This is a genomic window from Ignatzschineria sp. 22MB058224 (assembly GCF_058188435.1).
Map to the genome: position 1 here is coordinate 479,708 of NZ_CP187366.1, position 13,404 is coordinate 493,111.

General features: G+C 38.6%; 9 protein-coding genes. 6 read left to right on the plus strand and 3 right to left on the minus strand.

What is annotated here, in order from left to right; genetic code table 11:
* Positions 1 to 62: 62 nt before the first annotated feature.
* Positions 63 to 3,644 (plus strand): translocation/assembly module TamB domain-containing protein, encoded by a 3,582-nt coding sequence (locus tag ACPF7B_RS01845; protein ID WP_490505939.1) that lies wholly within the window; start codon positions 63 to 65, stop codon positions 3,642 to 3,644.
* A 261-nt stretch (positions 3,645 to 3,905) separates the two neighbouring features.
* On the opposite strand, the gene ACPF7B_RS01850 is transcribed toward ACPF7B_RS01845, so the two are convergent.
* Positions 3,906 to 5,540 carry an FMN-binding glutamate synthase family protein gene (locus ACPF7B_RS01850; protein ID WP_490505940.1) on the minus strand — a complete coding sequence of 545 codons (1,635 nt, stop codon included), beginning with the start codon at positions 5,538 to 5,540 and terminating at the stop codon, positions 3,906 to 3,908.
* Between the two features lie 184 nt (positions 5,541 to 5,724).
* On the opposite strand from ACPF7B_RS01850, the gene ACPF7B_RS01855 reads away from it, so the two are divergent.
* From ACPF7B_RS01855 to ACPF7B_RS01865, 3 genes are all read left to right on the plus strand, one after another.
* Positions 5,725 to 6,390 (plus strand): hypothetical protein, encoded by a 666-nt coding sequence (locus ACPF7B_RS01855; RefSeq protein ID WP_490505941.1) that lies wholly within the window; start codon positions 5,725 to 5,727, stop codon positions 6,388 to 6,390.
* Positions 6,368 to 6,847 (plus strand): regulatory protein RecX, encoded by a 480-nt coding sequence (locus ACPF7B_RS01860; RefSeq protein ID WP_490505942.1) that lies wholly within the window; start codon positions 6,368 to 6,370, stop codon positions 6,845 to 6,847. The genes ACPF7B_RS01855 and ACPF7B_RS01860 overlap by 23 nt, the downstream gene beginning before the upstream one ends.
* A 108-nt stretch (positions 6,848 to 6,955) precedes the next feature.
* Positions 6,956 to 10,381 (plus strand): FAD-dependent oxidoreductase, encoded by a 3,426-nt coding sequence (locus ACPF7B_RS01865; RefSeq protein ID WP_490505943.1) that lies wholly within the window; start codon positions 6,956 to 6,958, stop codon positions 10,379 to 10,381.
* A gap of 141 nt (positions 10,382 to 10,522) precedes the next feature.
* Here the strand turns inward: ACPF7B_RS01865 and ACPF7B_RS01870 are convergent, their stop codons facing one another.
* Positions 10,523 to 10,834: an NGG1p interacting factor NIF3 gene (locus ACPF7B_RS01870; protein WP_490505944.1), complete on the minus strand. Its 312-nt coding sequence runs from the start codon at positions 10,832 to 10,834 to the stop codon at positions 10,523 to 10,525.
* Between the two features lie 87 nt (positions 10,835 to 10,921).
* Here ACPF7B_RS01870 and ACPF7B_RS01875 point away from each other — a divergent pair, with 87 nt between their 5' ends.
* Positions 10,922 to 11,329 carry a DUF4377 domain-containing protein gene (locus tag ACPF7B_RS01875; protein ID WP_490505945.1) on the plus strand — a complete coding sequence of 136 codons (408 nt, stop codon included), beginning with the start codon at positions 10,922 to 10,924 and terminating at the stop codon, positions 11,327 to 11,329.
* A 7-nt stretch (positions 11,330 to 11,336) separates the two neighbouring features.
* Positions 11,337 to 11,996 carry a bifunctional tRNA pseudouridine(32) synthase/23S rRNA pseudouridine(746) synthase RluA gene (rluA, locus tag ACPF7B_RS01880; protein WP_490505946.1) on the plus strand — a complete coding sequence of 220 codons (660 nt, stop codon included), beginning with the start codon at positions 11,337 to 11,339 and terminating at the stop codon, positions 11,994 to 11,996.
* A gap of 99 nt (positions 11,997 to 12,095) precedes the next feature.
* On the opposite strand, the gene ACPF7B_RS01885 is transcribed toward rluA, so the two are convergent.
* A complete protein-coding gene (locus ACPF7B_RS01885) occupies positions 12,096 to 13,379 on the minus strand; it encodes an MFS transporter (RefSeq protein ID WP_490505947.1) in 1,284 nt (427 codons plus the stop codon).
* Positions 13,380 to 13,404: the final 25 nt, after the last annotated feature.

The following is a 13,404-nucleotide window of genomic DNA, read 5'->3' on the forward strand; positions in this document are numbered from 1 at the left end:
GGTTTTTCTACTATCTAAATTATAATAAAATAACTGCCTGTTAAATATTCTAAAGGGTAAAGATGACGAAAAAACATGATGTTCAGCCTTCTGAAATAAAGGAACAAAAAACTGAAACAGCGCCTGCAAGTGAAGAAACTGTGAAGAATAATCATGTCAATTCGAAAATTGCATCAGGCACCCAATTGTCAGAAAAAGCTGAGGATACATGCACAAGTGAATCAGTTAACGAATCAGAAGAGAATGCGTCATCTGACACAGTACTGCCCGAGAAATCACAGAAAAAACGTAAACGTCGTTCTCTTGTTGGGCGAATTTTTACGCATTTCTTAAGTACTATTTTTATCATTCTTATTTTTCTAGTAACAACGATCTACTTTTTAGTGGATACTCAGCCAGGCTTGAAAACACTCGTCAACCTTGCTAATCGTTACGCAAGCCATTATGTTTCAATAGAAAGTGCTGAAGGACGATTAGGTCGTGAGTTTGAGTTGACGGGTATTACACTTAATTTGCCGAATTACAAACCTTTGAGTCTTTCTGAACTTAAACTCTCATGGGATTATGCATCGCTTTTTTATAAGGAAGTTCAAGTAAATGAGTTAACACTCAAGGGGGGAGATTTAGATTTTACTCCTATCATCCCAACAGAGAAAGAAGAAACGTCGGTTTCTGAGCCGTTTAAGTTAAAAGATCTCAATATTCCGATCAATGCCGCAATTGATAAAATTGATATTGAAGACTCTACATTGAGAATTGATGATTTTTATCTGGCGATGAATGATATATCGTTGGAAGGAGCAGCGCTCGTAGATAATCATCTCTCTATTGAGAATTTAATTGGTAATTTACAGACATTAGTGGGGGAGAATATTGATGCACCATTCGTTATTGCCTTAAATGGTGATGTCGATACTCCAACTGAAAATTTTGATTTGAATTTAGCAATCTACGCTCAAGAAGCATTTATTAATGGGAATGAACTGAATCTTGCAGTGAATACAGAAGTGAAAGGTATTCTTCAACGCTTTGATTTAACGACTAATGGACGAGTGGATTGGGCAAATATGCTAAATGATCCAATATTGCTAAAGTTTGATAACACCATTACTGATCTTAATACTATTAAAAGTTATCTGCATGTTAAAAATTTAAGTAACCAAATAATGCTTGATAGTGAATGGTCGATGAAAGAACCATTAGATGTAGATCTAACATTAAAAATGAATGTACCTTATTTATCAGAATTTCATCCGGCAATACGGGGTTCTATCCTGGGAGATTTAATGGTTAAAGGCAATATCATGGGGCCACAACTCGTTGCAGATATTGATGTGGAAAACGTTGATGCCTTCGGTGCAAAAGTTGAGTCTTTAACCTTAAAAGGTAATCAACAAGAGACTTATGATGCAAATATTGCTCTTGAGCTCAATAAGTTTCGTTTTGATACATTCTATTTGTCCCAATTTGGTATTCATTTAGATGGGCGTCTGACAGAAGAATTTGATTTTGATCTTGTTGTTAAAGACCTAGAACGTGAAATTATCCCAGAAAATATTGATGTCGATGCAACAACAGTGCAAAGAGTCAATGTCCGAGAAAAAGATGGAATGATTGATGAAGAGATTTTTTATGCTGAAAATCAACCCATTCGCTTTTTGCCACAATATAACACAGAAAAGTTGATAAACTCGATTGAATATCGGGTAAAAGGTCGAGCAGAAGAACATAAATTCACATTCAACTTAGATAGTGGATTTGGCACGATACAATCTGATGGTATTGCAGCATTAAAAGATATTTTAGAAGATCCAACATTTACATTGTATTTACAAAATTCAGTGATCAGTTCCTCATTGGTCGGTGGCGATTACAAGTTAAATAAACCTGCATATTTCTATTTCCGTGCAAAAGAGCAACAATTTACACTGAGTTCCGCCTGTTATCAGCAGGGCTATATAGCAGTCTGTGCAGAAGGAGGTCGTTCTCCTGAGGGAATTAATACTGCTGTTGTGACGGTGAATAATTTGCCATCATCCTTAATTTCGGAATTTTTACCACCAGATTTGTTGGTAAATACTAAAGCAAATGCAACGATTGCCGGACAATTTACAACACAAGATGATTTTGTAGGTGTTGTGAATGTATCTTTATCAAAAGGAGACATCCGTTATCGATTCCAAGGCCGGGAAGTGTTAGTACCATTGGATAAAACGATGTTAGAAGTTCATGCGCTACCAAGTGGTGTAACTAGTAATTTAGATATTGATTGGGGTAAATATTTACAAGCAGATGGAAAAGGGAGTTTAACAGATCTTTTTAAAGAAAATATTGTTGATGCAAATGTAAGTGCTTATATTCCAAGCTTCGATTGGCTCTCTCCATTAATTCCTGCATTACAAGATTTGGGAGGGGAGGTTACTTTAAAAAGTAAAGTTAATGGTCCCATCACGCATCCTAATATGGCTGCAAATTTTTCTATTAAGGATGGTCATCTTTATATTGCCTCCTTAAACAGTCGGTTAAAAGATATTAATCTTGATGTTGATCTTAAAGAGGGCACGCCAGAATTCTTTATTAAGGGGAATGTAGGAACTGCCGAGGGATCATTGAATATTAATGGTTACTATAATATAGCTAATTTTAATACAGAGCTAAGAGCAGAGGGAACAAACCTAGTTCTAGCCGATAGTGAGGATATTCAAGTCACGATTTCACCAAATGTTACCTTTAAAGGCACACATCCAGCCCCTAAACAGCAACGATTTGATCTCACAGGCACAGTACGTGTCCCTAAGCTTAAGTACATCCATTCTTCTATGGGATCAGGTGGATCAGTTGTTACAGTATCTGATGACACAGTAATTGTTGGTGGAGGACGCGAGCGAGAACGTGCACAGAGTTTTATGGAAAGCTTAGTGATGAACCTTAACGTGATACTTGGTGATGATATTTTAGTCGGGGCGCAAGGTTTAAAAGCTCATCTCAACGGTGGTTTAAAGATATTAACGGATTATGGAAATCCAGCAATCAGAGGGCTTGGTGTTATAAATGTTGGTGAAGGGCAATTTGATATTTATGGGCAAGTACTTAATTTAGATCGAGGAAAGATTCAATTTTCTGGTGCATCTATTACAAATCCAGCACTTGATATTCAGGCATCGCGTCAATTTATTAATGAAATTGAAGGACGGGAACTGCAAGTAGGGGTCAAAGTTTTAGGGAGCGTTGAATCACCTAAAATTGAGTTATACTCTTCGCCAAATATGACAGACATTGAAATAGTCTCTTATCTTTTTTTAGGCAGAGGACCAAACTTAGGATCTGCTCCAGAAAATTTGATGCTTCTGAATATGGTACGGAAAATTGCAATGGGAGAACCTGTTTCAAACTCTGAAACAAGCCTTGCAAATAAAGTTGGACTCACTGACTTAGGTTTTATGGAAACACCGAATGGGCATATTGGTATCGGTATTGGTAAGAGATTTGCTAATAGTTTCTATGTGGGTGTTGGTGTAGGAATTGATGAAGGCGAAAGTACTTTTGCTATATTACGCTACCAATTTTTAAAATACTTCAATGTAAATACTGCATTTATGAGTGAAGGTGAAAGTATTAATATCAACTATACTCGTGATTTTTAAGAGGGTTCAAAATCGTTTTAGCAATGACCGCTAGCTTATTGTTTGAGTTAAATTGAATTTATACTTTTAAACTATCAGGTGAAAAACTCGATGAAGTTCAAATCAATAATTAAGAAGTGAAAATACCAGTGAGGTAGGCGTTAGTTATATACATACTATAAGTATAGTTGGTATTCGCTATTTTTTAGTTTAATCGTGTTTCTGTGAGGTGTAAAAAAGGAGCCTGTATCGCTCCTTTTTATTTAGCCTATCATTATTCAATTATACTTTTGGCACAACCACCCTTGGTTGGAATGACTCTGCTTGTGCAATATTCCATATGCTCGAATAATAGTTACTTTCGATCTCTTCGCCAAGTAGAGCGCCTTCAGGAAGATAGAAATGCATATTTGAGAACAGGCGAATCTCATTTTCAGATGAACGCATTACCAAATGTTGTGGTAGTAATTTCGATGGATGAGATACACCCGCTGAAGAGAGAATTTCTGCAAGTGCATGAAGGGTATTATGGTGAAAGTTTTTAACACGCTCCATCTTATCACTAACAACTAATGCTTTTTGACGAATGGGGTCTTGAGTTGCGATTCCTGTTGGGCAGTTATTTGTATGGCAGCTGCGAGATTGAATACAGCCAAGTGCGAACATAAATCCACGTGCTGAGTTCACCCAGTCCGCACCGATAGCCAATGTACGAGTGATATCGAACGCAGTAATAATTTTTCCACTTGCACCGATACGAATTTTTTTACGGAGTCCTGTACCAACAAGGACATTATGAACAAATAGTAATCCTTCTTGCAGCGGTGTACCAATATGATCCGCAAACTCAATCGGTGCAGAACCAGTTCCGCCCTCTTTTCCATCTACAACGATAAAATCAGGAAGAATATTGGTTAATAGCATTGCTTTTGCAATTGCCATAAATTCCCAAGGATGACCAATACAGAGTTTAAATCCGACCGGTTTTCCACCACTTAAATCACGTAGTTGTTTGATAAATTCCAGTAGCTCAATAGGTGTTGAGAAAGCGCTATGGTTTGATGGAGAAATACAATCCCGATCTCTTGGTACACCACGAGTCTCGGCAATTTCTTCACTAATTTTATCTTTTGGAAGAACGCCACCATGTCCTGGCTTTGCGCCTTGACTGAGTTTTATCTCAATCATTTTAATTTGTGGATCAGCTGCTTGAAGTTTAAATTTTTCAGGATCAAAATGACCATCATCTGTACGGCACCCAAAGTATCCACTGCCGAGTTCCCAAATAAGATCACCACCATGTTTACGATGATAAGGACTAATGCCACCTTCTCCTGTATCGTGCGCAAAGTTCCCCATCTTAGCCCCACCATTTAGTGATTCAATCGCTCGAGCACTTAAGGCACCGAAACTCATCGCTGAAATATTGAGGATAGAAGCTGAATAAGGATGAAGACAGTCATCACCGCCAATTGTTACACGAAATGTATTTGGATCACCTGCTGGCACAGTCGCCATAGAGTGTGTTACGAACTGATATCCAGGCTCGTAAGTGTTTTGAAGTGTTCCAAATGCTTGAACAGAGTCTTGAAAGATATTCTTAGCACGGGCGTATACAAGGCTCCGCTCCGCATGGGTAAAAGGTACCGCATCATTGTCAGATTCGATAAAGTATTGACGAATTTCTGAACGAAAATGTTTTAATAGATATCGGAGATTTCCGATAATAGGATAGTTCTTACGAACAGCATAGGTATTTTGTGACATATCCACGATCCCAATGATCGATAGAATTGCAGTAATTGCTGTCAATACCCACATTGTGGTTGTATGATGTGCGAAAAATATCCCAAAAATCGTGAAAGCTAGAGCAGCTATAAGGGGTAGATAACGCCCGAATCGAGCAGCGAGATGCATGTCAGGGAGCTCCTATAAAAAAAAGTAAAGGAATTTATATAAATTGCCACTATCATAACGTATTCCATGATTTTAATTTAGAAATTTTTGTTACACTAGAGTGGATATTTTGCAAGTGTAACATGCTTTTAATGGATGTTGCATGCAATAGATATATATGAGGAGATTTTAGTATAATAATGCTATGAAAGACAATGAACTAAACCCTTGGGATGATCAGATTGTTCCTCGTAAAAAACTAGATGAAATGACGATTGCTCGCACAAAACTTCGGAATGTGCAACGAGAAATTGGTCAGATGTCCCGTAAAAGATCACCGCTTAATACTTACCAAAAACTCACAATTTATTTGAAGCGTTCTCTTCAGCTCTCTTATATCGAACCATGGTTTCAATTTTTCCTTCCGCCAAAATTAAAAGGGAAATTATTTATTGCAACGATTGGAAAACGTTATTGGGTAATTGGAACGCCGATTTCAGAATATGGTGCGGCATTTAATTTTTATCAGAAAGAGATTCATCGATCATTAGAAAATCATCTAAATAAAATTTCTAAGAAAAAGTGGAAAATTCCTCCTTTTAGAATTGTAGTGATGCCAGAAAACCCTAATGATCGATCTCTAGAGAAAGAGCTTGAGTTATTGATGGAAATTAAATCAGTACCAATGAAATCAAAAGCGGAGAAATATCGAGAAAACTTGAACACTGAGAAATTTTGGGGGATGAAAGCATTACCAATACAAGCCCAAGAAAATGATCAAGTGAGCCATTTACTCTCATCATTAAAGGCTGAGGTTGATCGTTATAAAAATCGTTATGGAAAACTTCATGGGCGGGATAGTGATGAGTGATTTCTGCAACAATATAGATCCAAATAATTCTTATGATAAAGAAACTCTTGAACGTTTACGACGTTATTGGCGGGAACGTGCCATGAATTTTTTGGTGCGCCGAGAACACAGTGAAATAGAGCTTCGTCAAAAACTTACCCAAAGAGAATGTACACCATGGTTGTTGGATGAAATTATTGAATGGCTCTATGAGAAGCGATATTTAAGTTTGGAACGTTTTGCGTATAGTTATGCAAAGAATCGCGCAGATTTAGGATATGGACCGATCAAAGTACGCTATGAATTAACTGCTCAACACCAAATTCCGATTCAATATGTAGATTTAGCATTTAACGAAATTGATTGGGAGAAATCTCGGAAAATAGCACTTCGTAAAATTGGTAATAAAGCGTCAATAAAACTAAAAGCAGCACTTTATCGTCGAGGTTTTCTATTTTCTGAATTGGATAATGAATAAACAGTTACCAATATGGCTTGGCAATTGATCTAACTTCCGCTTTTATAAAAAAATCACGTTATAATAAATATAATTTAATTTATGTGGACGTATTAAAGGAATACTTTTATGGCATTAGATGCGACTTTGCAGCAGTATGGCTTAGATTTCCAAGATCTTCAATCCCGTGATGGATTGGTCGAAGTAGATACTCTTTTTCAGCAGTTTCTCCCGGAAGATGTACTGAAAACACTTCTGCAATGGCGTAGAGGTGAGACCTCATTTACGGCAATTGAAGAGTCGGAGTTTCAGATCCAGCTAGGTAAGCATCTTAATGCTTTTATTGCTAAATTATTTGGGCTGGAAGCACAGACCGAAGCGCTGATAGAGCGCGCGAACCGCTACGAGTGTTTGATGCAATTTAAAGAGCAATTTATTCAGCGAGGTGCGCGTCGTTATCGTCAAGCAATTGAAGGTGATTTTGTTACTCATCATACTGAACTTTTGCAAATGATTAAAACAGACGATTCGGATCCTGATCTTGAATTTAAAATTGCAGCGTACGCTTTAAATTTAGATGCTGAAAAGAATCCTGATGCTATCGAAAAGATCTATCAATGGGGATCACTTGCTGAATCAGATTCGGTTGGTCAAGCACGTGTAAAAGGTTGGATTACTTTTAAATTCCCTGCTCGTTTAGATTTTGATAATTTGGTTGGGACTCAAGAGAGCACATTCCAAGGTATTCCAGTAAAAATCGGGACAAATCCCCTGCGTAAACGAGATGGTTTTGCGCTAACTGATAAGCGCATGAATCGTTATGATATTGCAAGTGAAATTGCATATTGTAAATATTGCCATGATCATGATGGTGATTTTTGTAGCACCGGTTTCCCTGTTAAGAAAGGGGATCCCGCGCAAGGTTTTCGTAAAAATCCCTTCAATGAAACCTTAACAGGCTGTCCGCTCGATGAGATGATCTCAGAGATGCAGCGGCTTGAGAAGCTTGGTCTCTCAATTGGCTCTTTAGCTATTACAATGGTTGAAAACCCAATGGTACCGGCAACAGGACATCGTATCTGTAATGACTGCATGAAATCGTGTATCTATCAGAGAGCAGAGCCGGTGAATATTCCACAAATCGAGACTGGCGTTTTAACGACTGTATTAAATCTTCCTTATGGTGTTGAAATCTATAATCTGCTAGCGCGTTGGAATCCATTGAAACAGAGTGATTTTCTTCCGGCAAAAGAGAATGGCCGGAAAGTATTAGTTGCCGGAATGGGGCCTGCTGGCTTTACAATGGCTCATTATCTTTCGCAACAAGGTTGCCATGTTGTGGGAATTGATGGTCTTAAAATTGAACCATTAGCAAAAGAGCTTTTAACAGAGCCGATTGAATCTTGGTCGAAACTTGAAGAAAATCTTGGTAATCGTATTCTTGCCGGCTTTGGTGGTGTTGCGGAATATGGTATTACGGTCCGTTGGGATAAAAACTTCCTTAAATTAATTTATTTAACACTTGCTCGTCGTACGAATGTTGAAATTTATGGTGGGGTTCGTTTAGGCGGTACAATAACGTTAGATGATGCTTTTGATCTAGGATTTGATCATGTGTCACTAGCTGTTGGTGCTGGTTTGCCTCGCGTATTAAACATAGATAATTCACTAGCTAAAGGGATGAAGCAAGCTTCGGATTTCTTAATGGCGATGCAGTTGACTGGTGCTGCAAAAGATAGTTCTATTGCGAACTTACAGGTCCGTCTTCCTGCAGTGGTTATTGGTGGTGGATTAACTGCGATCGATACTGCGACAGAAGTACAGGCTTATTATGTTAAACAGGTTGAAAAAGCACTTCATCGTGTTGAAATTTTGGGTGAAGATAAAATTCGTGAAAATCTTTCGCCAGAAGATAATGAAACTTTAACGGAGTTCTTAACGCATGGACGAGAAGTCCGTGCAGAACGTGAGCGTGCAAAGGAAGCAGGGGTTGAACCTGACTTTAATCCATTAATTCAAAAATGGGGCGGTGTAATGATTGCGTATCGCCGAAAAATGCAAGAATCTCCTGCGTATACGCTTAATCATGAAGAGGTTACGAAAGCCTTTGAAGAAGGTATACATTTTGGAGAAGAACTCAATCCGTTAGGGGTTGAACTCGATCAATATGGTCATGTCAAAGCGATTCGTTTTACAAAATCTGGTGAAACAGACGTTACTGTTCCTGCACGAGCTGTACTTGTTGCTGCCGGAACATCTCCAAATACAATTTATGGTACAGAGTATCCAGGTTCACTTGAGATTGAGGAGAAGCATCATTTCCAAGGATATGATATTGATGGAAACTTGGTGCCCTTTAATTGGGGGACGAATAATAAAGAGCCATTTGCACCTTTCACATCTTATCGTCGTGGTGAGAAACGTGTCTCTTATATCGGTGATACACATCCGGTATTCAATGGTAACGTAGTAAAAGCAATAGCCAGTGCAAAAAAATCATCGCGTATTATTATGCAAGCACTTAACCGTCTTCCAGAAAATACGCTAGCGAATGATGAATTATCAGAAACAATGGCATCAGGGTTAACTGCAACGATTCAATCAATCGATAGTTCGAATCCAACAGTGTGTGAAGTATGGGTGAAAGCACCAATGGCGGCTCATAATTTTAAGCCTGGTCAATTCTTTAGAATGCAGACATTTGAAACGGGAAGTGAAATTGTTGCAGGTACACGTTTACAAATCCCGTTATTAACGGTATCTGGGACGGGTTCGACAGACGATGCAATTCGTCTGTTAGTGTTCCAATGGGGAACTGGACAACGTTTAATTCCTGCTTTAAAAGCCGGTGATAAAGTTGTATTGGCGGGTCCAACAGGTGCGCCAACGGATTTACCAACAGGCAAAACAATTTTGGTTGTTGCCGGTAAATGGGGAGCGGCAGTTATGCTTGATATCGGTTTTGCGCTTCGCAGTGCCGGTAATAAAGTGATTTATCTAGCGGCGATGGGTTCGAAGAACGATGTAGATCAGATGGATGCACTTGAAGAAGGTGCGGATCAAATTATCTGGGCGGTTGGGAAGGGTGATCCGATAGAAGCACGTCGTCCACAAGATCATTCAGTTGTTGAGTGGGATGTGATTAAACTCATCCAAGACTTGGATGATCAAGGAATTGTACCCATGAAGGATGTAGATCGCTTAATGGCAATGGGTTCTACGGGAATGCTGAAAGGTTTCCAAAATGAGTTATCAGAAGGTGGGAAACTCTATGATCGCTTTAAAGAGGATCTAGAAGTACTCGGTACTATTGGTAGCCCGATGCAGTGTATGATGAAAGGGGTTTGTGGTCAATGTTTACAATGGCAGATAGATCCGGTCACGAAAAAACGTACTAAAGCAGTATTCACCTGCTCTCAGCAAGATCAACCCCTTAAAAATGTAGATTTAGATAACTTAACGGCAAGAACGAGTCAAAATCGTCTACCCGATATTATCTCTTCACATTGGTTGACGCATGTTTTAGAAGAGAAAGCAAAGCTCGATGCTAATTAGTGCCGCTTTTTAATATTCGATAATCTTAGAATAAAGCCATTAGGATATTTCTTAATGGCTTGTTTGTTGCTAAATAGCGTTGGAATTTGGGGAAATCGCTACTTTCTGCGCTACCTTTAGCTTAAAAATTATCTCTTTGATTTAGAGATCTTCTAAGCGAATCACATCATACGCGGGGACTTCGTAAGGATGTATTGCTTTCATCGCACGAATTGCGGAGTGAATACGTGCATCTTCCACAACGAGTTCCACACGCCATTCGGGAACTTTCTTAAGTGTATCAATTTCACCAGAGTAGGGGACAGAACCTGATAATGGTTTAAATTGACCTTCACCCAATATTTGCCAAGCACAGTGAGAGTAGTTGTCTATTTTCCCACCGCCTGCATTAAATATTGCTTCTTTTACTGCTTCTAGATGTGAATCAGGGACAAAAAATACCAATTTATACATATACGCTACCTCACACTTATTTAAAGGTCGAAGAAAAATCGCTTCCAATTTATAATACGGGTTTCGCGAACGATTTATAGGATTTGTATGCCATTTACGCTTTTACTTCGTTATGTCTCCTTCATTGGGCTACTGATTTTTGTCCTGTTAGGTTGTACTATAAGTGATTTTCATAATTATGGTACTGAAATTATCGTAGCATCAGAACGTGTTGATTGTATTAATAAAGTTCCTCAAAAATGTTACCTCATCAAACGCAAAAATAGCGACAATCCAGATGGTTTTGATAATCAGTGGCGCTATTTTTTTGGCAATATCGAAGGATTTGATTATAAAAAAGGCACTGAATATCGACTATTAATTGAGAAAGATAAAAAAGAATATTCCGTTAGAGAGGGCAATAGCAATCTTCTTGTGAAAAAGATTCTTACACAAACAAATGGACGCTCACAAAATATCCCAGAAACTTTGCATTATTCCGTTCGTCGGAAGTAAGGATACAATGGAATTTTACTACAATCCGCCGACAATCCCGTGGTTAAACATTTTGTTTCAAGATGATCAAATTATGGTTGTGAATAAACCAGCTGAATTGCTCTCTGTACCGGGGAAAGGAGCAGAGCTCCGTGATAGTGTGATCTCTCGAGTTCAATGGGAATTTCCTGAAGCGGAAACTGTGCATCGTTTAGATATGTCTACAAGCGGCATTTTAGTAATTGCTCTGACAAAAGAAGCAGAACGAGAACTGAAGCGTCAATTTCGAGAACGAGAAACTCATAAAAACTATATTGCCGATGTTGATGGGATTATGAGTGAAGATGGTGGGTTTATTGATCTCCCACTCATTTGTGATTGGCCTAATCGTCCTAAACAGATGGTCTCTTTTGAATATGGTAAATCTGCTAAAACGCTCTATCGAGTATTATTTCGGGATTATGAAAAACGGTTTACGCGAGTAAGTCTTGAGCCAGTTACGGGGCGTTCGCATCAACTTCGGGTGCATTTGCTCTCTATTGGTCATGTAATTCTCGGAGATCGCTTTTATGCCTCAGGAAATGCATACCATCAGCGTGATCGATTAGCACTTCACGCAAGCTTTCTTTCATTTTCACATCCTACTACGGGTCAGAGATTATCATTTTCTTGTGATGTACCTTTCTGATGGCATGTCGTTGTACTGAAAATGTTAATAATCAATTTAATAAAAAGCGCTTCCGAAGAAGCGCTTTATAGGTATGTGATGGAGGTAGAATTTCTATCATTATTCTAAGGGTTTACCGGCGGTCTCTTTTACTAACAGCAATGCAATTAAGCTCACTAAACCAGTTGCAATAACATAAAATGCCGGAGAGATAGGATTTTCTGTCCATTTAATTAAGATAGTTACAAATGCTTGGGCAAAACCACCAAAAATCATGACTGTAAAGCTATAAGAAATTGATAAACCTGTTGCGCGAATACGGCTTGGGAAAATCTCAGCACAGAGCACAATACTCGCAATTCCATTTCCAGCTAAGAAGAAGGCTAAGATACCTACAACAATATAAAGCATATAAGGCTCAGGATATTTGTTGATTAAGACAAAGGCGGGGTAGATAAAGAGGACGATTCCCATGCGTGTCCAGAAAATCATACGTTTGCGGCCGATTTTATCCGTTAAAATCCCGTAGAAAGGTGAAAGTATGACTTGCACAATTCCCGAAACAGTGACGGCCCAAACCGTATATTTAAAGTCGATCTTTAATTGTGTTGCGGCATAATTTGCCATGTAATAGGCAATGATATAAGTTGATGCTGTGATCCCTATGATAATTAAGACACCCGCGATCAGTGTTTTCCAATAATCTTGGAAAAGTTCTTTTAAGATCGCCTTTTCAGCATCTTTGTCTTTATTTTCTTCTTTTGTTTCGGGAAGATTTCGGCGGATATAGAGAGCAATAGGAATAATGATTAAACCGAGTGCAAATGCAACTCGCCAGCCCCACATTTCTAGAGCACTTTCAGAAAGCACTAAGCCTAAGATACCACCGATTAGCGATGCGAGTAACTTGTTGAAATTTTGGCTGAACATCTGCCAGCTACCATAAAATGCACGATTATGATCATCCGCATACTCCATTAGCATTGCTGTTGACGAACCAAGCTCCCCCCCTAATGAGAATCCTTGAATTAAACGGGCGGTGATAATTAAGATTGGTGCGGCAATTCCTATTGATTGGTAGGTTGGGGTAAAGACGAATATAAGTGTTCCTAAACCCATTAAGAAAAGGGTTAAGAGAAGCGCTGGTTTACGACCGTATTTATCAGCATAAAGACCAATGCAAACTGCACCTAAGGGGCGAGTAATAAAGCCGACACCAATTGATGCAAATGCTAATAGTGATTGGGCAAATTCGCTTTCACCAGGGAAATATAACTTCCCGATTAAAACAACAAATACGGTATAAATGCCAAAGTCATAAAACTCAATGGCATTTCCCATAGTAATGCCGGCAATATTTTTAATCCTTTCGCGCCGGCTATCTGTTTTCGATACTGTAATCACAATCAATCCTCCGTGTACGTTCCAT